Raw genomic sequence first — 23,127 nt, 5'->3', positions numbered from 1 at the left:
ATGCCGAACTACGGAATGCCCGGCGTCGCCGTGGATCGCAAGCGATCCATGGCCGTCGGAGCCATCGCGGTGGCGCTGGTGCTCGCGGTCGCCGCGAGCTGGGCGCTGTACCGCTCGCAGAAAGCCGAAGTGGGCCTTGCGGTCACGCTGCGCACCGAGCAGATCGGCGACGGCGTGCTCGTCGGCACCGATGTGCGCATGAACGGCGTGCTGGTCGGCAAGGTCACCGACATCACCCCGGACGAGCACGGCACCCAGCGCATCGATCTGCGCCTGGACGATGCCGGGCTGTTCGGGCTGGACGACAGCCTGCGGGTGGATTACGCGCCCGCGAACCTGTTCGGCATCAGTGAGATCGATCTGCGCCGCGGGCCCGGCGGTTCGCCGCTGCGCGCGGGCGCGCTCATCGATCTGACCGGCGCCCGGGCGAGCGCCGTCTACGACGCCACCATGGGTTCGATCCTGCGCAGCGCGTCGCAGGTCGGCGATTCGGTGCTGACCCCGCAGATGGCCTCGGTCATCGCGCAGGCCGCGGCCGACACCGAGGCGCTCATGCCGCTGGCGCAGGCGCTCATCACCGCGACCCGCACGATCGCGGACAACCAGACGATGCCGCTGTCGCGACTGCTGGGCGAACTCGGCCCCGCGTTCGACGGCGGCGGCCGGTTCGCCGGGGCCACCGTGCAATCGGTCGACATGATCCTGAGCATGCAGCGCCTGCAGCGCGATCGGGCGCAGTACGACGCGGGCCTGGCCATCGTCACCCAGCAGCTGCTGCCCACGCTGGCGGGCACCCTCGGCACCGCGGGGACCGAATTGTCCGGTCTCACCGACATGCTCGCGCCGGTGCTCACGATGCTGGCCCAGATGCTGCCGCGCCCACAGCAATCCGCGGCCGAACTGCGCACGCTGCTGCAGCGCCTGCACGCCGCCATGCCCGACGACGGGCAGGGACCGGTGCTGAATCTCGAGGTCGATCTGCGCGGCGTGCCCGCGGTCGCGGTGCCGCTGCTGGGAGGTGTGCGATGACCGTCAAGGGTGCGGCCTGGCGGCTGGGTCTGTTCGCCGCGGTGATCGGGGTGGTGCTGTCCCTGGTGCTCACGGCCATTTCGCGGCCGGTCTCCGGGGACACCGAAAACCACGAGGCCCTGTTCACCGACGCCAACGGCCTCAAGGTCGGGGACGACGTGCGCATGTACGGCGTGCAGGTCGGCAAGATCAAGGACATCGAGCTCGCCGGTGCGCAGGCGCTGGTGCGGCTCTCGGTCAAGACCGATGCCCCGATCTACGACAACAGCACACTGGCCATTCGCTACCAGAACCTCACGGGACAGCGGTACATCGATCTGCAGCAGCAGCCCGCGCCCGGGAACCGCCTGGCCGCGGACTCGCGGATCGGCACCGATCGCACCGTGCCGTCCTTCGACGTGACGAGCCTGTTCAACGGCCTGAAGCCGGTGCTGGCCACCATTTCCCCGGAGTCCATCAATCAGTTCAGCGCCAGCATGGTCGCGCTGATCGAGGGCGATGGCAGCGGTATCGGCCCGGCCATGGACGCGATCGGCAAGCTCGCCGCGCACGTGGAGAACCGGCAGCAGGTGATCGGCACGCTGATTCGCAACATGTCCGATCTGGACGACCGGCTGAGCGGACGGGTGCACTACCTGGTGCCGCTGCTGGCCCGGCTCAGCGACATCTTCGAAGCGCTGCAGGCGAACATCGGCGGGCTGGCGCACTTCGCCATGACCGCGCCGTCTGTGCTCGGGCCCATCGACAATCTGCTGCGCACGCTCGGCATCACCAGCGGCAACGACGTGGACGCGCTGATCCGGCAGATCTTCCCGGATGCCGCGGAAGCGGTCGAGGTGTTCGGGCGGCTGCCCGCGGTGCTCACCGCCGCCGACGCCGCCGCGCCCGCCAACGCCACCGGCTGGAAACCGGTGTGCGCCAAGGGCAATGCCGAACTGCCGGAGCTGGTGCAGGTGCTGATCTCGGGACAGCGGGTGGCGATATGCAAGGGATGAGTGTGGCGCGCCTGCGCGACGCGCTGCGGCGCGAGGATCTGGTCATCGACGACGGCACCCGCAAGAAGCGCGAGTTGCGCCGCGGCGTGATCGGCGCGGCCCTGCTGGTCGTGGCGCTGGTCGCGGTCGGGGTGCTGTTCGTGGTGCCGTTCGGCAAGCAGACCTACACCGCCGAGCTGTCCGAGGCGCAGTCGGTGAAGATCGGCGACGACGTGCGCATCGCCGGCATCTCGGTCGGCGAGGTGAAAACGCTGGAGCTGAAACCCGATCGCGTGATCATGACCTTCACCGTGGATTCGGATGTCTTCCTGGGCGATCAGACCTCCCTGGACATTCGCATGCTGACCATCGTCGGCGGCCACTACGTCGCGGTATTCCCGGCGGGGGAGCGGGAACTGGGGTCCTCGGCCATCCCGGCGGATCGAGTTCGCCTGCCCTACAGCCTGGTTCAGACGTTCCAGGACGCGGCGGCTCCGCTCGCCGCGCTCGACGGCAACAGCCTCAACCGCAATCTGGCCGCGCTGGGCGATTCGTTCGCGGCCGCGCCCGACAGCCTGCGCACCACCCTGTCGACCGTGGGCGCCTACGTGGACATGCTCGAACGCCAGCGCACCCAGGTGTCCAACGCCGTCGCGGTGGCAGACGAGTACGTGACCATGTACGACGGCGCCAAATCCGATCTGGGCCGACTCATGGACAACGCGAACCTGCTGGTCACCGTGCTCGAGGACAAGCACACCGAGATGGCCGAGGCGCTGCGCCTGCTCGGCGGCGTCGTGGCCCGGCTGGCCGGCGCCCAACCCGCCTGGGATGAGTCGCTGAAGACCAAACTCACCGACGCGATCGACCAATTGGAAGAGCTGGGAAGGCGTTTCGAGCCCACCCTGGCCGCCGCGCAGAGCCTGCAGCACAGGTTCGCCGAACTCGTCATCCCCGCGGACGGCGTGCACGTCGATCAGTCGCAGCAGACGGTGACCGTGCCGCCGGTGTGCGTGCCGGTGCCCGGAAAGGACTGCTGATGTTCAAGCGCATGCTCGGCTCGCAGGCGTTCATGTCGGTCGCGGGCGCGGTCCTGGTGGCGGTGCTGGCCACGGTCGGCTACTTCGTCTACTTCGACCCCATGAAGAAGACCCAATCCTATTGCGCCCTCATGCCGGACGCGGTCGGCCTCTACGTCGGCAACAAGGTGACGATGCGCGGCATCGCGGTGGGCACGGTGGATTCCATCGCCGCCGAGGGGGCCAAGGTCAAGGTCGCGTTCTCGGTGGACGCGAAGTACCCGGTCTACGCCGACGCCGCGGCCACGACCGTCGCCGATTCCATTGTGGCGGACCGCAATCTGGCGGTGCTGTTCAGCGGCAAGAATGCCGCGCAATGGGATTCGAGCCGATGCATCGACAAGACGCTGACGCCCAAGAGCATCACCGAGACGCTGACCGCCATCGCGGATCTGTCCGCGCAGCTGCAGGCCGCCGACTCCCCGAACGCGCTCGAGCACGGGCTGGCCGGGCTGGACACCGCGACCGCGGGGGCGGGGCCGCAGATCAACGAGATCGTCAAGAAGCTCGGGTCGGCGCTGGCCGCGCCCGACGCGGACATCGGGCACCTGGCGGGCATCTTCGACGCCTTCGCCTCGGTCGGGGTGAAGGTGGAGCAGCACTGGGGCGATCTGCGCTCCATGCTGCTGCGCCTGGCGCCCGCGCTGAACAACGCGAGCACCGAATTGCTCGGTCCCGGCGCGGAATTGATCGACAGCCTCGGCCGGGCGCTGCCCATGCTCAACGACCTGGTCACCATCGCCGGTGATCCGATCATGCGGGCCCTGGACGACACCCTGCCGCTGGTGCGCCTGCTGCGCGCCAACGTCGGGTCGATCTCGGAGATCATGCTCAAACTTCCGGTGCTGACCGGCGCCGCGCGGTCGGTCATGGGTGACGGCGTCACCTACGGCTCACCCCGCGCGGCGCTGCCCGTGCCCGAGGCCGAACGGGTGTGCGCCGCGGTGAACGCCCTGACCCCGGGCGCGTGCACGAATTCCGCCGACGGCATGGTGAACGTGCCGCTGGTGCCGCTGGTGCTCGACATGGCAGGTGCGCGATGACAATTCGAACTTGGCAGCGGCGCGCGGGCGCCGCGGTGCTCACCGCCGGACTGCTCGCGGGCGTCGGCGGCTGCGCCTTCGACCCGTCGTCGGTGCCGGTCCCCGGCACCACGGTCTCGGGCCCCACCTACCGGGTGCACATCGAGTTCGCCAACGTGCTCAACCTGCCCGCCCGCGCCAAGGTGATCGCCAACGGCGCGCAGGTCGGTTCGGTAGCCGGTGTGCGCGTGGTGGATTCGGTGCGTGCCGGCGGCGGCCGCGGCGGCTACGTGGTGGTCGACGCCGACATCTCGACCGATGTGCGGCTGCCCGCGACCACCGTCGCCGAACTGCGCCAGAACACCGTGCTCGGCGACATCCACCTGGCCCTGACCACGCCGACCGACGGCTTCGGGCAGCTGCTTGCCGACGGCGGCACCATCGCGCAGGAGCGCACCCGCCCGCCGGTGCAGCTCGAGGACACCATGGCCGCGCTGGCCGCGTTCACCCAGGGCGGCGCGGTGAATCAGTTGCAGGACATCATCAATCGGTTCAACACCGTGTTGCCCGCCGATCCTGGCGAGACCGAGCGCATCGCGCAGAACGCGGCGGCCAACGCCGTGGATCTGTCAGCGAATCTGGACGCGATCGACTCCCTGCTCGAGGGCCTGGGCACCAACGCCCAGGTGCTGCACGACCGCGCGGACTTCCTCGATCACGAGCTGAGTCAGCAGTCGGTGGACGCCATGACCGGCGCGACCGAGTCGATTCGCGGTGTGGCCCAGATCTTCACCGCGCTGGGGCAGATCGGCGGCGCGCTGCCGTGGCTGACGCCGGTGGTGACCGCGGCCGACGGCGCCGCGCAGGCCTTCGTGCCGCTGGCGCTCTCGGGCCGCCCGCTCGACACCTCGGTTCCCTCGAATCTGTCGCTGCTCGTCGCGCTGTTGCGCGACAAGCTGATTCCCTTCGTGGAACGCGGCCCGAAGGTGAATGTCACCGGGGTGCGGGTGGATTCGGTGGCCAAGGACGACCAGGTCGGAAATATCGTCTCGACCCTGCGCATGATCGGAGCGGTGCGATGAAGTGGGGATCGCTGGCCTCGCTCGGCGGTATCGCCGCCGTCACGGTGGTGGGTGCGGGGTACCTGACTTTCGGTGTGGTGCGCGCGGATCCGTTCGCCGAGTTCACGCACGCCTCGATGGTGCTGGCCGATTCCGGCGGTCTCAGCGTCGGTTCGCCGATTCTGCTCACCGGCATGCGGGTCGGGCAGATCACCTCGGTGGCGGGTACCGCGAGCGGGGTGGAGGTCGGCTTCCGGGTCGACGCCGACCGCCGCGTGCCGACCGACAGCGTGATCAGCATCGAGCAGCTCTCGGCGCTGGGCGAGCCCTACGTGGAGATCCGGCCCAAGACCGGCGCCGGTCCCTATCTGCGCGACGGTCAGCGCCTGGACACCGCCACCATCAAGTCCCCGCTGTCGATTCCCGAGGTGTCGCGTCAGCTGACCCAGGTCATGAATCAGCTCGACCCGAAGGTCGCCGCCTCGCTCGCGAGCACCCTGGGCGCGGCCTTCGACGGCACCGAGAGCGTGATGCCCCAGCTCACGCGCGCCGGTGATCTGCTGGCCTCGGCGATCATGAGCCGGGAACCGAAGATTGCTCAGCTACTGAACAGCTTCCAGGCTGCCGCCTCGAACATGGACGGCATCGGTGCGGCCACCGCGGCCGCTGCCCCCGCGTTGTTGCAGTTCACTCGGTCTCTGGAAGAGCTGGTCAACGCTGTCGGTAGACTGGTCGACCAGACCCCCGGACCGCAGTCGTATGTGGACAGCAATGGTCTGGCGCCCTTCCTGGCGAAGCTGACCGACTGGTTGCGGGCAGCCGGTCCCGAATTGAACAGCCTCGCGCCCCAATTGCAGCCGCTCGCGGATGCCGCGCGCACCACGGGCCCCCAGCTCGATATCAGCGCCCTGATCTCGCAGGCCCTCGCGGCCACCGGCGAGAGCGCGGTGCGCGTGCAGGTCAACGTCAAGTAGCAGTACCCGAAGAAGGAGAACACGGATGTCCCAGGACACCGATCCGAAGCGCCCCGGCGCCGGCGAATCCGAGTCGGTGGCATCCGCCGGAGCCGCCCCCGAGGCTGCCCCGGTGAACCTGGGCAAGCCCGCCGCCGAGCCGGCGGCGGCGCCCGCTCCGGCGGCGAAGACCGTGCAGCTGAAGCTCTCCACGCTGGGCCTGGCGGCCGCCGCCGTGGTCCTGATCGGCGCGCTCTTCACCACCACCGCACTGTGGCTCTCCGCTCGGCACGACCTCGCCTCGAACGAGGCCGCCGCGAACGATGCCCGGCACGCCGAGCAGGTCGCGACCGACTACGCGGTGGGCGCCTCGAACATCGACTTCACCGACCTGAATGCCTGGAACGGCCGGCTCAAGGCCAACACCAGCCCGGCGCTGGCCGCCAAGTTCGACGCCACCGCGCCCAAGCTCCAGGAGATCCTGGTCCCGCTGAAGTGGACCTCGAGCGCCACCCCGGTCGCGGCCAAGGTCGCCACCCACGACAACGGCCGCTACCAGGTCAACGTCTTCCTGAACGTCACCTCGACCAACGCCCAGAATCCGGACGGCGTGCAGACCACGGTGACCTACAACGTCACCATCGATCCGGCGCAGAACTGGAATATCACCGACGTGGGCGGCAACCTCGCACTCCCCAAGCAGTAGCGGCGGCGCGGTCCGAGCGGCAGGGCCCGGACGGCCGTGGCGCGGAAAGTGGTGCCGCACACGTCCGGTCCCGTTCCCGGGACCGGGGTACGGGACGGCCGGTATCATCGCGCGCGCTTGCTGATCACCTGGAGGAACCGTGCCCGCGAATCCCACTGCCGCCGAACTGCTGGCGACCGTCGAAGCCTCACCGCAGGCCGTAGGCGTGCACGACCGCGCCGCCTGGGTGGGGTTGTTCGCCGACAACGGCAGTGTCGAGGATCCGGTGGGCTCGCGCCCGCACATCGGCCGCGCGGCCATCGAGCGTTTCTACGACACCTTCATCGCGCCCAACGGCATCGCCTTCGACGTCGCCAATGACGTCGTCTGCGGTATGACGGTCTTCCGGGATCTGAGCATCGCCACCACCATGTCCACCGGCGTCACCCTGCACGTGCCCATGCACCTGCGCTACGACCTGGCCGAGGTCGACGGCGTGCTGAAAATCCGTGCGCTGCGCGCGCATTGGGAACTGCCGGGCATGATCGCCCAGCTGATGGGTTCGGGCGCGCAGGGCCTGCTGGCCGGCGCGAAGCTCGGTCCGCAGCTGGTGAGCAATCAGGGCGTCGGCGGCGCACTGGCTTTCATGAAGGGGATGAGCAGCGTCGGCAAGGCGGGCAAGCAGGCCGCGGCCCGGCTGCTGGACGCCATCGGCCGCGGCGAGGTCGCGGGCGCGCACGCGGCGCTGGCGCCGGTGCCGCAACTGTCGTGGGCCGGTGACGAGCGGATGTCCCTGGAGGACTTCACCCTTCGCGCCAAGGGGCTGCGCTGGAGCAAGCCGCTGGCGGCCGGGCGCAATGTCACCGCCAGCGTGGAGACCCGGGAGGGTCGCGGCATCGCACAGCTCGACTTCACCGAGCGCGGCGCTCGGATCAGCGGCGTGCGGGTGTTCGTGCCGAGTCGCCAGTTGTGAACCGGGGCGCCGGGCCCGGTGGTCAGTTCGGGGCGGCGCTGCCGCGCCGGATCGCCGATGGCGTTGCGCCCCACCAGCGTCGGCAGCACCGGGTGAAGGTCGACTGTTCGGACAGCCCGACCAGCGAGGCCACCTGACCCAGGGGGATGTCGGTGGTGGTCAGGTAGCGCCGGGCCTCCCCGCGCCGCACCTCGTCCAGCAGGGTCGCGAACGAGGTGCCCTCGGCCGCGAGCCGGCGTTGCAGCGTGCGCGGGTGCAGGGTGAGCAGCCGTGCGACAGCGTCGATTTCGGGCGCGGTGGTGCCGAGCAGCTTCTGCAGCGTGGTGCGTACCCGCGGGGTGAGCGCCGCGGCCGCGCCGCCGGATTGGCGGGACAGGAACGCCATGGCGAGCTGATGCAGATTCTCGTCGCCGCCCGACAGTGCGCGCGTGGCCAGTGACGCGGGCACGCGCAGCAGCGCCACCGGCCGCTCGATCCGCACCGGCGCGCCGAAGAATTCCTCGTACACCGCGATGGGCGCGGCGGGCCGGTACGGCAGTTCGACCGAGCGCAGCCCGTAGCGCGGTTCGGCGAGCCGCGCGATCGTGTGGTGCACGAACGCGAGACCGACATCGGTGCCCTGGACGGGGATGGGCAGACCGGGCTGGGTGACTGTGTACCGCAGCGCGATGACGCCGCGATCGCCGTAGGGGTCCGGTCCCATGGTGAGGCTGAGCGAGCGCGCGTGCACGAACAGGTAGCGCGAGGTGCAGTCCAGGACGTCGGCCAGGGTGGGGGAGTTGCGAATGGCCAGCGCGAGCGGGCCGAGCATGTCCAGGTCCTGGCGGCGTGAGATGCGCAGGCCCAGATCCGGGCAGTGCAGCCGATGGGCGGCCAGTTCCATGACCGCGCCCACGGCTTGGTCCGGAACCAGCAGATCGTCGGTGTCCAGGGCTTCGATCGGCAGTCCGCACAGGGTGGCCAGCTCTTCCGGATCTCCGCCCAGCTCGCTGACCGTCGCGCGGAATCCGCGCAATCCGGCGGATCGAATGACCGACATGTCGTACAGAATCAAATACTTGTCGCCCAGAGTCAAGAATGGACCGGACGGCCGTCCCAGACTGGAAGACATGAACGCCGCGACAACCCCCGCCGAACACCTCGATGTCGTGATAGTCGGAGCCGGACTGTCCGGCATCGGCGCGGCCTATCGTCTGCAGACCGAGCACCCGGGCCGCAGCTACGCCGTGCTGGAGAGCCGCGCCGCCCTCGGCGGCACCTGGGACCTGTTCCGCTACCCGGGCGTGCGCTCGGACTCGGACATGTTCACCCTGGGCTACCCGTTCAAGCCCTGGGTCGCGGCCAAGTCCATCGCCGACGGGCCGTCCATCCTGAGCTATATCGAGGAGACCGCCCGCGAGAACGGCATCGACCGGCACATCCGCTTCGGTACCAAGGTGGTCGGCGCCGAATGGGACAGCGCCGCCTCGCACTGGGAGCTGACCCTGGAGCAGCGCACCGGGGACACCGTCGAACTGCGCACTCTCACCTGCGGATTCCTCTACTCCTGCGCGGGCTACTACGACTACGACCGCGGCCACGCGCCGGAATTCCCCGGCCTGGCCGAGTTCGCCGGCACCGTCGTGCACCCCCAGTTCTGGCCCGCCGACCTGGATTACACCGGTAAGAAGGTCGTGGTCATCGGCAGCGGCGCAACCGCGGTCACGCTGGTGCCGGCGATGGCCGAGCAGGCCGAGCGGGTCACCATGCTCCAGCGCAGTCCCACCTGGATCTCGGCGGTGCCGGGCCGGGACAAGCTCGCGGACAGCATTCGGGAGAAACTGCCCCCGAAGCTCGCGCACCGGGTCATCCGCACCAAGAACATCCTGTTCAACATCGGCTTCTATCAGTACTGCCGCCGCCGGCCCGAGGCCGCGCGCAAGCTGCTGACCGGGCTCACCACCCGCATCCTGAAGGACCGGGACCTCGTCGCCGAGCACTTCACCCCGGAGTACGACCCGTGGGACCAGCGGCTGTGCGCGGTGCCGGACGCCGATTTCTTCAAGGCCATGCGCAAGGGCCGGGCCGAGGTCGTCACCGATCACATCGAAAGCTTTGTGCCCGAGGGCATTCGCCTGAAGTCGGGCCGGGTCCTCGAGACCGACGTGGTGGTCACCGCCACCGGCCTGCAGCTGCTGGCCTTCGGCGGCATCGAGCTGCGGGTGGACGGGGTTCCGGTACAGCTGGCCGAGGAGTTCGTCTGGCAGGGCACCATGCTCACCGGCGTGCCCAATTTCGCGGTGTGCATCGGCTACACCAACGCCTCCTGGACCCTGCGCGCGGACCTGTCCTCGCGGCTGGTGTGCCGCATCCTGGGCTTCATGGATCGGCAAGGCTACAGCGCCGTTGTGCCGCAACCGGATCGGGAGCTGCGCGAGCGGCCGCTGCTGGATCTGGCCTCGGGGTACATCCAGCGGTCCATCGGGCAGTTCCCGCGCCAGGGTGACCGGCATCCGTGGCAGGTGCGCCAGAACTACCTGATCGACGCGGCCACCACCATGCGTACCGACCTGCGCAAGACACTGCGCCCGGTGACCGCCGGCAAGGCCCTGCAGCAGGTTTGAGACACCCCTGGCTAGCATCGGGCGTATGAGTTCCACCTGGAAGTTAGTGCCCCTGGTGGCGGCCGCGCTGCTGGGCTCGGCGGCCGTGGCGACCGCCGGCCCGGCCGCCCCGCCGCCCGCTGTCGCCGATCTGTGGACGGTGCCCGCGGCCCCGGCCGAGTCCGCGACGCTCATCGTCGCGTACAGCTTCGGCAATCGCGTTCCCGCGGGCGTCGATCCGGCCCGCACCGTCGGCGAGCCGGGGCCGGTCAACACCGAACTCGCTGCCGCCGTGGTCGCCGCGCGCGGGGATCGCCGCATTCCGGTCTACGCGCAGACCGAGATCGCCGAGGTGCTGCGGTCCGCGTACGGCATGACCGATGTCGTCGCCATCGATCCGGATCGGGCCGCGGACGGCACGCTCGTCTACCTCTCCACCGACGGGGTAGCGGCCAAGATCGCCGAGGTCCGGGGCGGTGCGGTCGCCGGTGACCGCGCGGCGGTGGTGGCTTTCGCCGACCATCTGTGGCGTGCCACCCGCACCACGGCCGCGCACGGCTTCGACGCCTTCGCGCCGGCGGGCGTGGCCATGCCGAATCACTACGATCCGTACTCCGGACAGCTCTGGACGACCAGCCCGGTGCTGTATCTGCCCACCGATTTCGCGGGCAGGCTGGCGCTGCTGCGCTGATTCGCCCGGCGGGCAGCGCCTTCCGGGGGAGTGCGAGGTCCGCGCTCGCCCGCGCCCGCGGCGGGTCGTGTCCGAGGATGGGTTCGAGAGAGCACGGCAGCCGAGGAACGACCGGGGGTGGCCATGGGTTCGGACGGTGGATTCCTGTCCCGCGCACCGGGGTTGGAGCCGCCGCTGGCGCTCGGCGGTGTCGCCGCCGAATACTGGACGGCCGATTTACCCACGTGCGCAACACATTGGCAAACAATGGTGCGCGGCCATTCGGTGTCGCATACGCGCCCGGTCTCCTGTCGCAATGGCGTCATACGAAAAACGGTGGATGCACGTCCCGGAGCCGTTGCGCTACAACGGGCAATAACGCCTTCGCAGCCTGCGAAATCGGTCACTTCCGGCGAAGCGCACACCGGCGCACGGCAATTCGCCCGTGCCGTGCTGCGCGTGGCCCTGGAGGTGCTGGACGGCCGCCGTTCTCCGGCGCAGTTGCGCCCGCTGGCCGAGCCTCCCGTGATCGCCGCATTGAGCACGCTGGCGAGCACGGGGGCGGCGCCCGGGCGTGAACTCGGCGGCGCGACCCTCACCAGGGTGGATGTGATCATGTCGGACTCGCGGTGGGCGGAAGTGTGTGCCGCATACGATCGAGGAATCAGACATTTCGCCCTTGCGGCGCGTATTGTTCGCGGTCGTTCGGGGTGGCGGTTGACCGCATTCCGGGTGTGCTGAAGACCGTCTGGTCTGCGCGGTAATAGCAGAATAGTCTGATCTCGGGTAATTCCAAACGTGCCTGGTTTGAAACCTTCCAGTCATGGCATTAGCATTTCGGCGAATAGCGGCACCTCTACGTGGAAGGGCAGTCCATGGCGAAGAAAGTCACCGTAACTCTGGTTGACGACTACGACGGCGAATCGAAGGCCGACGAAACCGTCTTTTTCTCGATCGACGGGATGGATTACGAGATCGACCTGTCGATCAAGAACGCCGGTAAGTTGCGGGAGTCGCTGGAAGCGTGGACCGAGAAGGCCCGCAAGGTGGGGCGCTCCAAGCAGCGCAAGGTCGCCGTGGCGGGTGGGCGTACCCGTCCGGCGGTGGATCGCGAGGAGAGCACCGCGATCCGTGAGTGGGCACGGGCCCAGGGGCATCAGGTGTCCTCCCGGGGACGTATCCCCGCGGAGATCGTCGAGGCGTACCAGCGCTCGAAGTAAAATAACGGGAAAATCCCGTAGTGAAATTCGGCCGGAGCCGGTGCCCGATGGGTACCGGCTCCGGCCTTATAAAGAGGTTCCACCAGCGCTTATTTACGCGGCACGCAGTGGCGAATCTCCGGCGCGCGGCAGTTCCGCCCGGATTCGTTCCAGCAGTCCGCTCGCCTGTTCGCGATGTACGTCCCCCGCGCCCGAGTCGCCGGCCGCGTCGGCGAGCGCTGCCAGTACCGCGTCCATGGGCCCGAAGGACGCCATCCCGGTTTCGACGCCGATGACCGTGCCGGTATGCGGCAATAGAAATTCGTAGAGCGTTCGAATCGAGTCGGTATTGCCCAGCGCGATCGCGGTATGGGCCCGCAGCGCCGACATCAGCACCGGGTACGGTCCGTCGTGCCGCGGATCGGTGCGCTCGAAGACCGCCCGCGCCGCGTCCACGCGATCCGCGTGCACCAGCGCCAGTGCGTACGGCTGCGCCATCACGCTCGGGAGTTCGGCGTGGCTCGCGGCGATCCGGTCCACCAGCCCCGAGAGATTCCCGCGCGCCCAGCCGATCGCCATGGCGCAGAACAACTCCGACTCGGTGGCGTTGGTGCTGCCCGAACGTCGTATCCGCCTGCCGAACTGCTCGTACAACCGCTCGGCCGCGGTGACCTCGCCGCGCAGCAGCTCCATGGTGGCGGCGAAGCAGCCGACCATGTCCAGCAGCGGCTGCAACTGGCCCTCGTCCGCGCATTCGAGGGTGTGCGCCGCCCGCCGCCCGGCTTCGCGAAGATCGATGCGCGCCACCGCGACCCGGTACCCCTGATAGTGCGCCAGTGCCCGGTAGTCGGTCAGCCCCGCCGCCTCCGCCACCCGTTCCATCTCGGTGGTCAGCGCGACGAACTCCGCGTCGTAGTCGAACTCGACATAGGTCAGCGCGTTGATCGCCGCGCACACCAGTTCCGCGTCGCCGAGTTCGCGCGCCAGCGCGAGTGCCTCGCGCGCGAGTGCCTGCCCCGCGCCGTACTCCTCCAGCCCCGCCTCGAACGACGCCGCGATCCGAAGCCGCACCGCCACTTCGCTCTTCGCGATCGATCCGGCAGGGTTCACCGCCGCGGAGAACTCCCCGGCCGGGCTGGTCTGCCCGCCCGCGTCCTGCTTCGAGTGCGGTCCGCGGCGCGCTGTGCCGCCCGCGGGGTACACGCTCGCGGCCGCGTCGGCCACGAGCGCGGCGGCCGAATTCCCGGAAGCCGACGCGAGTTCCGCGCCGGCGGCGGGCTCGTCCGTGGTGGTGTAGCCGGTTGCCACGGTGTCAGCGGTCCCTGCGATCTGGTCGGGCTCTGTGGTGCGTTCGGTTGCCGTGGTGTGGTCGGGCTCTGTGGTGCGTTCGGTTGCCGTGGTGTGGGCGGCGGCTTTGGTGTGATCGGCTGCTGTGACGTGCTCGGTTGCCTTGAAGTGGTCGGTTGCCGCTGTCCGGTTCGCCGCGGTGGCGCCGGCTCGGTCCGCGGCCTGCGGCGGAAGGGCGTCGAGGCTCGCGAGGGCGCGCGAAAGAGCTTGGCGGACACGGTGATCCGGGTCGCGCCACTCGCGGATGGCCCAGATGACCGGCACCCGCCAGCTGGTCAGGGCGGCGTGCAGCAGCTCGTCGTCGCCGAGTTCCTCGGCCATGGTGAGCGCGCGCAGGCGTTCGGCGCGAGCCTCGCCGTGCCGGTTGTCGTAGGCGAGTGCGGTCACCAGGGTGCAGCGCAGCTCGAGCAGGGCCACGCGGTCGCGGCGCGCGGCGTATTCGCCGGTGTGCCCGGCGAGTTCGTGCAGCTGCACCGCCGATCGCAGGAGCCGGACGGTCTCGCTGCGCATGCGGTGCTTCATTCTGTGCCGGGCCGCCACTCGGACGTATTCGATGGCATGCCAGGCGGTTTCGGGGGTCGCGCCGAGGAAGGCGTGCCGGGCCAGCACTTCGGGGTCCGGGGCGGGCCGGGCGTGCGCGGCCGCCGGGGCCGCCAGGAGTTCGAGGGCCGCCCAGTGCATGCGACCGCGGCGCAGCGCCGGGATACCCAGGTACACCGCGTCCCGAATCAGGGTGTGCTCGAAGTCGATGCGCCCCGAACCCCGGGCGCCGACCAGGCCGGCCGTCTCGGCGGCGGTCACCAGATCGATCAGCGCGTCCCGCGTCACACCCGAGATCGAGCTGAGCGTCCCCAGTTCGATTCCGGTGCCCCAGATGGCGATGTGGCGCAGCACCTCGGTGACGCCCGCGGGCAGGCGCGCGACGCGATCGTCGATGAGTTCGCGGATCGATTCGGGTACCTGCTCCAGGTCGCCGTGCGCGGCCAGCAGTTTCGCCAGTTCCCGGACGAACAGCGGGTTTCCGCCGGTGCGCCGGTGCAGGCGGTGCACCAGGTCTTCGTCCACCGGAGCCAGCCCCGCGGCCCTGGCTACCTGCCGGGTGCCCTCGGGGTCCAGTCCGCTGAGCCGGAGCCGCAGCGCGGTCTGCGGCGCCAGCGCGGCCGCCGTATTGTGCACCCCCGGAACGGCTTCCGATCTGCGCGTGGTGAGCAGGACGAGCACCGGCTCGTCGCGCAGCCAGCTCGCGAGCTGGCGCAGCACCTGCAGGGTGGCGGTGTCGGCGCGATGCACGTCCTCCAGCAGCAGCGCCACCGGCGCCGCCGCACCGGCCCGGTGACACCGCTCGGCCAGCGTCCGGGACATGCCGAAGGCGTCCGCGGGAACGGGCTCGGGCGGCGTCCCGGCATCCACCGCGCCGGCGAAACCCGCTGCGGCGTCCAGTATCTCGGCCCAGGCCCAGGCCGGGGGCGCACCGTCTATCTCGGGGCAGCCGCCGATCGCGACCTGCCACCCGGTGGCAGCCAGCGCGCCCAGCGCCGCCTCGGCGAGCGTGGACTTGCCGAGGCCCGCCTCGCCGGTGATCCAGACCAGGCGCAGTCCGCCCGCGCGCACACTCTCGCCGAGGGCGAGCAACTCGCCCAGTTCGGCGGTGTACCCGGTGCCGGCGGGGTGCTCCGGCGCGGCTGTGCCGGCGAATCCCGCCGCCGGTTGCGCTGCGGCACTTGCCGTATGGGTGGCCGCGGGGGTCGAGGTGGCGGCTCCGGCGGTCGGCCGTGCCGTCCCGGGGGACCGGGGCGCGTGCGGCGGCGCGCGCAGTTCGGTGGCGTGATTGAGAATCGCGCTCTCCAAATGCCGCACGGCGGGTGCGGGGTCGACGCCGAATTCCCGGCCGAGGAATTCGCGGGAGCGGCGAATCGTGGTGAGCGCCTCCAATTGCTGTCCGGTGCGGTATTGCGCGGTGGCCAGCAGTCGCACGAGTTCCTCGCGGCCGGGATGTTCGTCGAAGAGTGCGCGGAGTTCGAGGACGACTTCGCCGAAACGTTCGAGTTCGAGTTTGGTCTGGGCGTTCATCTCGATCGCGGTCAGATGCAGATCGGTGAGCCGGTCGGTTTCGGCGGCCGCCCATTCGGTATCGGCGAATGCCTCGAGCGCGGGTCCGTGCCAGTGTCCGAGTACCGCGTCCAGTTCGCTGATCCGGCGGGCGGCATCCGGGCGGGCGGCGGGATTGCTGATGAGTTCCTGATACGCGCGCAACCGCTGTTCGAAATACCAGGCATCCACGGCGGTTTCGGCTATCCGCAGCGCATATCCGGACGATTCCGACACAATGTAGCGGGCGGGCGCGCGGCGCGCGCGGTGCGGTTCCAGCAGCCGTCGCAGGGTGTGGATATGCACCTGCAGGACCGCGGCGGCCCGCGGTGGCGGTTGCCCCGACCACAGGTCATCGATCAGTCTGTCGGTGGTGACGGCCTGGCCGCGGGCGACGACCAGGCGGCCGAGCACCGCGCGCTGCATGGGTGTTCCCAGTGGGGCGTCGTGGCCGTCGAGCGACAGGTGCAGCGGGCCGAGCACCCTGATCTCCGGCCCTGCCATTCCGAACGCCCTTCCCGATTCGCCGGCCAACTGGACGTTCGCCGCAAGAAGAGCACTATCCCGCAAAAAGTCGAAGATGCCAAAAGTTTGCGGAAAAGTTGTTCAATAGTTACGGCCGAAGAACGGCAAGGGATGATTGCTGTGCTAGCTCCGGCCTTTTCGAACGCGAATTCATGCATATGTTCGAAACCCCGCCGGAAGAGCACCGGAAGAGGCGCGGCGGATACTTTCGGGTGGAACCAATCGAGGAAGGTGATGTGGCGTGATGCAGCAATGTGATTTCCCCGCAGGCGGATTCGGTATCGGTGGAATCGAGCCGTCGGACTCGGGGGTGTATGTGGACCGCGACGGCGATATCTGGGAGAAGACCGGGGACGGCTGGCATCTGTTGTTGCAGCAGGGTGTGGCCGTGGATCCCGGCTCGGCCTGGGATTGGACCGAGGGCTGCGTGCGTGATTACGCGCCATTCGCTCCGGTGGTCGCCGAAATTCGCTGAGTCCGGTCTGTCGGCGCGGCGGGTGATGGGGGTCGCCGGGCACGAACTCGTCACGGCCCTTGCCGTGTCGAATTGGGTCACTAGGGTGGAGTCGAGTTCGCCAATTGTTTGCTGTTGCGCGGATCGGCTCGCTGATTCGCTGCCGCGGCCCGACGCGACGAGGTGATGATGACTCAGAGCTGGCCCGGTTCCCGGGGATCATTCGACTCTTTCGACGACATATTCGAGCGCTTCTTCGGATCCGGCATGGCCGCGCAGCCGCCGGTGCAACGTATTGATCTGACCCGTTTGCTGAGTGAAAGCGCGAAGGCCGTGGTCGATGGCGCCCGGGCCGCCGCGCACGAATGGGGCAGTGCGGAGATCACCCCGGAGCATCTGCTCTACGCCGCCGCCGACATCGAACCGGGCACGAGCATCATCACCGAAATCGGCCGTGATCCCGGGCAATTGCGCGAGCAGATGCGCGCGGCCGCCGGCAGCGGGGTCGGCGCGCACGGCGCCGATCACGCCCTCGCGCTGAGCCCCGCGGCCAAGGCCGCCCTGCGCAACGCGCAGCGCAGCGCCGCGGAGGCCGGCAGCAGCTACATCGGGCCCGAGCACATTCTGCTGGGCATCGCCGCCAGCCCCGAGAGCCCGGCCGCCCAGGCCCTGTCCGGCGCCAAGCTGCCCGCCGCGAGCGCGCCCCGCCCGCCCAGCGATACCCCGACCTTGGACGAGTACGGCCGGGACCTGACCGCCGAGGCCCGGGCGGGCAAGGTCGACCCGGTCGTGGGCCGGGCCGAGGAGATCGAGCAGACGGTCGAGATCCTCTCGCGCCGGCGCAAGAACAACCCGGTGCTCATCGGCGATCCGGGTGTCGGCAAGACCGCCATCGTGGAGGGCCTGGCCCAGCGCATCGTCAACGGCGACGTGCCCGAGACCCTCGCCGGTCGCCGGGTCGTCGCGCTGGACGTGGCGTCCCTGGTGGCGGGCAGCAAGTATCGCGGCGAGTTCGAGGAGCGGCTCACCAAGATCCTGGACGAGGTGCGGGCGCACTCGGACGAGCTGGTGATCTTCATCGACGAGTTGCACACCATCGTCGGCGCGGGCAGCGGCGGCGAGGGCTCGATGGACGCGGGCAATCTGCTCAAGCCCGCGCTGGCCCGCGGCGAGCTGCACGCCATCGGCGCGACGACCATCGACGAATACCGCCGGTACATCGAGAAGGACGCCGCGCTGGAGCGCCGTTTCCAGCCGGTGATGGTGTCCGAGCCCTCGGTGCTGGACACGATCGAGATCCTGCGCGGACTCGTCGACGTCTACGAGGAGCACCATCAGGTGCGCTACGACGACGAGGCGCTGATCGCGGCGGCCGAACTGTCCGACCGCTACCTCACCGACCGGTTCATGCCGGACAAGGCCATCGACCTCATCGATCAGGCGGGCGCCCGGGTGCGTCTGCGCACGAGAACCCGCGCGCCCGAGGCGCGGGAGCAGCAGGAGGAACTCGAGCGCCTGCACCGGGAGAAGGACGCCGCGGTCAACGCCGAGGACTACGAGAAGGCCAACCGGCTCAAGGCCGACATCGCCGCGGCCGAGGGCGCGGCGGCCCCGGCCGACGCCGCCGAACTGCCCGCGGTGACGATCACCGATATCGCCGAGGTGATTTCGCGCCGCACCGGCATTCCGGTCGCCGATCTCACCGTCGAGGAACGACAGAAACTGCTGAAACTCGAAGAGGTGCTGCACAAGCGGGTCATCGGCCAGGACGAGGCGATCGTCGCGGTCGCCGAGGCGGTGCGCCGCGCGCGGGCCGGGCTCAAGGATCCACAGCGGCCGATCGGCTCGTTCCTGTTCCTCGGCCCGACCGGCGTCGGCAAGACCGAACTGGCGAAAGCGCTGGCGCAGGCGGTTTTCGGGGACGAGGATCGGCTCATCCGCTTCGACATGAGCGAGTTCCAGGAGAAGCACACGGTGTCCCGGCTGGTCGGTGCGCCGCCCGGGTACGTCGGCTACGACGACGCCGCCCAGCTCACCGACAAGGTACGGCGGCAACCGTATTCGGTGATCCTGTTCGACGAGGTCGAGAAGGCGCACCCGGATGTGTTCAACGTGCTGCTGCAACTGCTGGACGACGGCCGGGTCACCGACTCCAAGGGCCGCACCGTCGATTTCAAGAACACCATCGTCATCCTGACCAGCAACATCGGCTCGGACATCATCCTGTCCGCGAAAGACGGTGATCTGGAGGCGATCACGCCGCAACTGGAGGAGCGCCTGCGCAAGCATTTCCGGCCCGAGTTCCTCAACCGGCTCGACGAGCAGATCGTCTTCCATCGCCTGGACCGGGCACAGCTCCGCACCATCGTGGATCTGGTGCTCGACGGCACCCGCCGCCGCCTGCGCGCCCAGGACATCGAACTCGACGTCACCGACAAGGCCATGGACTGGCTCGCGGACACCGGATATCAGCCCGAGTTCGGCGCGCGACCGCTGCGCCGGACGGTACAGCGGCAGTTGGACAACAACCTGTCGAAGAAGATCCTCGACGGTGCGCTGGCCCCCGGCGACACGGTGCGGGTGGACGCCGACGACGCGGGCCTCGTGATCGAGGCGGTGCACCGGGACAAAGATCGGACGAGTCAGAGTTCGATCGCGACCGCGGGCGCACCCGCCGAGGGCACGACCGAGGCCAAGGCGAAGGCCGACTCCAACGGACACGGCAAGGGCGGCGAGCACTGACCTTGCCGCTCGTCCCGGCCGGGCGCCGCGCCGAAATCCGATTCGGCGCGGCGTTCACCGCCGTACGGGACGCTTCTCGCTTTGCAACCGAATCTGAGTTAACTTGCTGACATGGACCTCGATCGCGAGTCGGCAGCGCTGCCGTTGGGTGACCTCTTCGCCGATGGGCCGTTCCCGCCGCATCACCCGGGGTGCTTCGGGTGCGGACCGTCGAACCCGTCCTCGCCGCGCATGGTTTTCGAGCGGCGCGGAAACACGGTGCGCGCGGCGTTCTCGTTCGATGAGCGGCATCAGGGCGCGCCCGGGGTGGCGCACGGGGGCATGGTCGCGGCGGCCCTGGACGAGGCGTCCGGTTCCATCCTGCTGCCGCTGCGCCAGCCCGCGGTCACCGTGAAGCTCGATGTCGACTTCCGCGCACCCGCCCGCCTGGGCCGGGAATTCGTCGTTACTTCCTGGCTGACCGCGTCCCAGCGCCGCAAGCTCTTCATCGAATCGGAGCTGACCGATGGCGACGACGTGGTCGCCACCGGCCGGGCCATTTTCGTGAAGGTCGAGCAGGAGCACTTCGTGAATCTGGGCGCGAATCCGGGCGAGCTGTTCAGCTCCCACCGCTAGCGCCCGGACCCCCGGTTCAGCCCAGGCGGCGGATGTCACCGCGCACGCGGTAGAAGCCGCCGCGCGCCGACTCCGAGACCGCGTCGACCACGTAGCGCGCGCCCGCCTCGCGAATGTTCTTGGGGAACTGCACATTCCAACCCTGCTGGTAGCCGGGCGAGATCACGTGCACGCGCAGGCCGCCGCCGGTGTCCACGCATTCCACCACGATGCCGTCGCCGGCCTCGGCGGTGATCTCCACCGCGGCGCTGGGGGTCACGGCCGAGAACTCCGGCGCCTTGACCGACACCGTCTGCGGCAGCACGCCCTGCTCGGCGTCGTGAATGGCGGTTTCGCTCACGTCCAGGCAGGCCAGTGAGCCGTTGGTGGTGACCAGGTAGAGCTTCTCGTCGTGGTACTGCATGGAGTACGCCGAACCGCACCCGGTGCCGAGCTTCCACAGGCGCTGCCCGTTCGAGTCGAAGCAGTAGACCGAGGAGTAGTTGTCGCCGGCGAAGACGTAGCGGCCGTCCGGTGAAGTGGCGCAGGAGAACACGGCATGATCGCACTGGTACGTGCGCTCGGACCGGCCGTCCTTGGCCACCATGCGCACCTGGTTGTGGCTGGTGCCCGCGTACACCGCGTCGGACTCCTGCCAGCCGAACAGCACCGAGCCGCCGGTCTTGACGTCCCAGGCGTTCTTGCCGGTGGCCAGATCGTATTTGGTGACGCCCTTCGAATGCCCGTGGTACACACCGTCGTCGTCGATCCGCACCATCCAGCCGGAATCGCCGGTGCTCTTGCGGGTCCAGAGCGATTCCTCCTCGTGGTCGATCACCGTCAGCCCGCCCTGGCGATCGGAGACGCCGAGGGTGCCGTCGTGGATGTCGAGCCAGTAGATGTCCACGTTGGCGGCGATGTCGTAGGCCGCGCGCGGCACCTTGCCGGACAGGTCGTAGACGCGGCCGTCGTCGCAGCCCGCGTAGATCCAGAAGTCGTCGGCCACAATGCACTTCACCGCGTCCGGGAGCTGGAAGCGGCCGGTGACCTCGCCGCCCGGGGTCAGGGTGAACACGTCGCCGCGCTCGTTGCCGACCCAGCAGCGGCGCTCGTCCACGAAGATGCCGAACGCGGCGGCGCCGGAGTCGAAGGTCCACAGCACCGGGGCGGACTTGGCGGTGGAACGCTGGGAGACGATGGCGCGGCGGGTGACGGGCCGCTTGCCGCGCGCGCCCATGACGGCGGGGGCGTAGCCCTTGCGGACCTTCTCGCCGATCTTCTTGGCGGCCGCGGCATTCGCCTTCTCCACGGTGGCGAAGGAACTGACCTTGGCGGTGCCGCTCTCGCCGATGCGGCCGTAGCGAATGGTGACCTCGGTGTCGGCCACCACCACCTCGTAGAACTTGTGCGCCGAACCGCTGTCTTCCGACAGTTCCAGGTAGTGGGTGGTGGCCGTAGTGCTCATCGCGTCTCGCTCCGTGCCTGTCCGCTCGTCAACTTGTTACGAGGCGAAAACTAGCAAGTCACACCGACATTCGGGGAGTGAGCCGAAAATCGCTGGTCAGAGCTGCGGCCGGGGGCCGGTCAGAGATACAGCTGCGCGACCAGTCCGGCGAGCGCGCCGCCCAGCAGCGGGCCGAGCACCGGCACCCAGGAGTACGCCCAGTCGGCGTCCTTGTGTTGCGAATCGGCTTGCGCGGGAAGCTGTTCGGGCATGCGCTCGGCGACGCCGCGCCCGGCGTCGGCCGGAACCCGCTGCGCCGCCGGTCGTACCGCGCGGCCGGTGGGCAGCAGCGCGTAGGCGATGCGCGGGCCGAGGTCGCGGGCGGGATTGATGGCGTAGCCGGTCGGCCCGCCCAGTGACGCGCCGATGCCGACGACCAGCAGGGCCGCGGCCAGCGGGCCCAGCCCGCTGGGGGTGTGCCCGAAGGCCAGGATGACGAACACCAGCGCGAAGGTGGCGATGACCTCGGTCAGGAAGTTCCACCGGTAGGAGCGGATGGCCGGTCCGGTGGCGAAGACCGCGAGCTTCTTCGCGTCGTCGGGCTCGGCGTCGAAGTGCTGTTTGTAGGCGGCGAAGGCGGCGCACGCCCCGGCGAACGCGCCGGCCAGCTGCCCGGACAGGTACGCGACGGTATTGCCGAAGGTCACCGGCACGCCGGGCGCGTAGTCGGCGGATCCGGCGAAGAGGTTGCCGATGGTGACGGCGGGGTTGAGGTGCCCGCCGGTCTTGTAGGCCACGTACACGCCGGCGAACACGCCCAGCCCCCAGCCGAAGGTGATGAGCAGCCAGCCGCCTTCGTAGCCCTTCGACTTGGCCAGCAACGCATTGGCGACCACGCCGGCTCCGAGCAGGATCAGAATTCCGGTACCCAGTGCCTCGCTGATGAATATCGAGCTGAAATCCATGATGGAACCTCCGATCCGGGGTGTCCTCCACCTGACGGCCATACCGGATCAGACTCTACGGTTTTCAGTTCGGCAAATCTCTGGGAACACGCGTCGGGACGGATCAGCCGCCGAGTGCGGCCACCCCGGCCTGCGCGAACTTCTCGTCCAGGTCCCCGCTCGGCGCACCGGCGACGCCGATGCCCGCGACCGGTGCGCCCTGGGCGGCGACCGGAGCGCCGCCGCCCAGGAACAGCGTGCCCGGGATGTCGGCGAGCTGCGGTGCGGACGACAGCCGTTCGGTCAGCTTGGAGGTCGGCGCGTTCCAGGACACCGCGGTGAACGCCTTCTCCCGGGCGGCGTCGTAGGACTGCGGTCCCGCGCCGTCGCCGCGCAGCTGCACCAGGGTGTTGCCGTTGCGGTCCACCACGGCCACGCTGACCCGCTGGTTGTCGCGCTGCGCGGCGTCGAGCGCGGCCTGCGCCGCCTTCGTGGCGGCCGCGATGGTCAGATGCGTGCTCTGCTGCAGATTGCCGTCGGAGGCGTCCGCGACGACCGGCGCCTTGGTCGCGGGGTCGGTGCCCTCGGCGTTCGAGGCGACCACGCCCACCACGCCCGCGGTGGCGGCGACGGCCGCGATGCCGCCGACCAGGAGGCGGGTCCGGAGGCTGATGCTCTTGCTGTTCATGGTGTTTCCCTCGCGTCGTCGGGTGGTGCGGCAGGCTGCCGTTCCTTCCCCGCCCATCCTTCGGCTCGGCGCGC

Annotated in this window: 20 protein-coding genes; 15 read left to right on the top strand and 5 right to left on the bottom strand. The window is 69.5% G+C overall.

Annotated features, from left to right (window positions below; all coding sequences use genetic code 11):
- From ABZ319_RS03120 to ABZ319_RS03085, 8 genes are all read left to right on the top strand, one after another.
- Positions 1-1,029 carry an MlaD family protein gene (locus tag ABZ319_RS03120; protein WP_354984632.1) on the top strand — a complete coding sequence of 343 codons (1,029 nt, stop codon included), beginning with the start codon at positions 1-3 and terminating at the stop codon, positions 1,027-1,029.
- Complete coding sequence (locus ABZ319_RS03115; protein WP_354984631.1) at positions 1,026-2,024, top strand: MlaD family protein; 999 nt, start codon at positions 1,026-1,028, stop codon at positions 2,022-2,024. The genes ABZ319_RS03120 and ABZ319_RS03115 overlap by 4 nt, the downstream gene beginning before the upstream one ends.
- Positions 2,021-3,043: an MlaD family protein gene (locus tag ABZ319_RS03110; protein ID WP_354984630.1), complete on the top strand. Its 1,023-nt coding sequence runs from the start codon at positions 2,021-2,023 to the stop codon at positions 3,041-3,043. The genes ABZ319_RS03115 and ABZ319_RS03110 overlap by 4 nt, the downstream gene beginning before the upstream one ends.
- Positions 3,043-4,125: an MlaD family protein gene (locus tag ABZ319_RS03105; protein WP_354984629.1), complete on the top strand. Its 1,083-nt coding sequence runs from the start codon at positions 3,043-3,045 to the stop codon at positions 4,123-4,125. The genes ABZ319_RS03110 and ABZ319_RS03105 overlap by 1 nt, the downstream gene beginning before the upstream one ends.
- Positions 4,122-5,186, top strand: coding sequence for an MlaD family protein (locus ABZ319_RS03100; RefSeq protein WP_354984628.1), 1,065 nt, complete (start codon positions 4,122-4,124; stop codon positions 5,184-5,186). Before ABZ319_RS03105 ends, ABZ319_RS03100 begins: the two co-directional genes overlap by 4 nt.
- Entirely contained in the window at positions 5,183-6,139 is a 957-nt protein-coding gene (locus tag ABZ319_RS03095; protein ID WP_354984627.1) for an MlaD family protein, read from the top strand. The genes ABZ319_RS03100 and ABZ319_RS03095 overlap by 4 nt, the downstream gene beginning before the upstream one ends.
- 25 nt (positions 6,140-6,164) lie before the next feature.
- Complete coding sequence (locus ABZ319_RS03090) at positions 6,165-6,824, top strand: hypothetical protein (protein ID WP_354984626.1); 660 nt, start codon at positions 6,165-6,167, stop codon at positions 6,822-6,824.
- Between the two features lie 139 nt (positions 6,825-6,963).
- On the top strand, positions 6,964-7,776 hold the full coding sequence (locus ABZ319_RS03085) for a ketosteroid isomerase family protein (RefSeq protein WP_354984625.1): 813 nt from the start codon (positions 6,964-6,966) through the stop codon (positions 7,774-7,776).
- A 22-nt stretch (positions 7,777-7,798) separates the two neighbouring features.
- Here ABZ319_RS03085 and ABZ319_RS03080 read toward each other — a convergent pair whose 3' ends face one another.
- Entirely contained in the window at positions 7,799-8,815 is a 1,017-nt protein-coding gene (locus ABZ319_RS03080) for an AraC family transcriptional regulator (RefSeq protein WP_354984624.1), read from the bottom strand.
- A gap of 70 nt (positions 8,816-8,885) precedes the next feature.
- Here ABZ319_RS03080 and ABZ319_RS03075 point away from each other — a divergent pair, with 70 nt between their 5' ends.
- From ABZ319_RS03075 to ABZ319_RS03060, 4 genes are all read left to right on the top strand, one after another.
- Positions 8,886-10,379, top strand: coding sequence for an NAD(P)/FAD-dependent oxidoreductase (locus ABZ319_RS03075; protein ID WP_354984623.1), 1,494 nt, complete (start codon positions 8,886-8,888; stop codon positions 10,377-10,379).
- 25 nt (positions 10,380-10,404) lie between these two features.
- Entirely contained in the window at positions 10,405-11,049 is a 645-nt protein-coding gene (locus ABZ319_RS03070; RefSeq protein ID WP_354984622.1) for a hypothetical protein, read from the top strand.
- Between the two features lie 123 nt (positions 11,050-11,172).
- On the top strand, positions 11,173-11,769 hold the full coding sequence (locus tag ABZ319_RS03065; RefSeq protein ID WP_354984684.1) for an Rv3235 family protein: 597 nt from the start codon (positions 11,173-11,175) through the stop codon (positions 11,767-11,769).
- A gap of 134 nt (positions 11,770-11,903) precedes the next feature.
- Positions 11,904-12,248, top strand: a complete 345-nt coding sequence (locus ABZ319_RS03060) for an Lsr2 family protein (protein WP_354984621.1) — start codon at positions 11,904-11,906, stop codon at positions 12,246-12,248.
- Positions 12,249-12,341: 93 nt separating this feature from the next.
- Here the strand turns inward: ABZ319_RS03060 and ABZ319_RS03055 are convergent, their stop codons facing one another.
- The gene (locus tag ABZ319_RS03055) at positions 12,342-16,166 is read right to left on the bottom strand and encodes a BTAD domain-containing putative transcriptional regulator (RefSeq protein ID WP_354984620.1); all 3,825 of its coding nucleotides are present in this window, start codon (positions 16,164-16,166) and stop codon (positions 12,342-12,344) included.
- 262 nt (positions 16,167-16,428) lie between these two features.
- On the opposite strand from ABZ319_RS03055, the gene ABZ319_RS03050 reads away from it, so the two are divergent.
- The 3 genes from ABZ319_RS03050 (at position 16,429) to ABZ319_RS03040 (ending at position 19,998) form a co-directional block, all read left to right on the top strand.
- Complete coding sequence (locus tag ABZ319_RS03050; protein ID WP_354984619.1) at positions 16,429-16,662, top strand: hypothetical protein; 234 nt, start codon at positions 16,429-16,431, stop codon at positions 16,660-16,662.
- 168 nt (positions 16,663-16,830) lie between these two features.
- On the top strand, positions 16,831-19,383 hold the full coding sequence (locus ABZ319_RS03045; protein ID WP_354984618.1) for an ATP-dependent Clp protease ATP-binding subunit: 2,553 nt from the start codon (positions 16,831-16,833) through the stop codon (positions 19,381-19,383).
- A 111-nt stretch (positions 19,384-19,494) separates the two neighbouring features.
- Positions 19,495-19,998: a PaaI family thioesterase gene (locus tag ABZ319_RS03040; RefSeq protein ID WP_354984617.1), complete on the top strand. Its 504-nt coding sequence runs from the start codon at positions 19,495-19,497 to the stop codon at positions 19,996-19,998.
- 16 nt (positions 19,999-20,014) lie between these two features.
- On the opposite strand, the gene ABZ319_RS03035 is transcribed toward ABZ319_RS03040, so the two are convergent.
- The 3 genes from ABZ319_RS03035 to ABZ319_RS03025 all read right to left on the bottom strand — a co-directional run bounded on the left by ABZ319_RS03035 (position 20,015) and on the right by ABZ319_RS03025 (position 23,053).
- Positions 20,015-21,442: a WGR domain-containing protein gene (locus ABZ319_RS03035; protein WP_354984616.1), complete on the bottom strand. Its 1,428-nt coding sequence runs from the start codon at positions 21,440-21,442 to the stop codon at positions 20,015-20,017.
- Between the two features lie 119 nt (positions 21,443-21,561).
- Entirely contained in the window at positions 21,562-22,386 is an 825-nt protein-coding gene (locus ABZ319_RS03030) for an MIP/aquaporin family protein (protein ID WP_354984615.1), read from the bottom strand.
- A 103-nt stretch (positions 22,387-22,489) separates the two neighbouring features.
- Positions 22,490-23,053, bottom strand: a complete 564-nt coding sequence (locus ABZ319_RS03025) for a heme-binding protein (RefSeq protein WP_354984614.1) — start codon at positions 23,051-23,053, stop codon at positions 22,490-22,492.
- Positions 23,054-23,127 lie beyond the last annotated feature (74 nt).

Source organism: Nocardia sp. NPDC005978 (genome assembly GCF_040614455.1).
Taxonomy (GTDB): Bacteria; Actinomycetota; Actinomycetes; order Mycobacteriales; family Mycobacteriaceae; genus Nocardia.
This window is presented reverse-complemented; position numbering and strand designations above follow the sequence as displayed.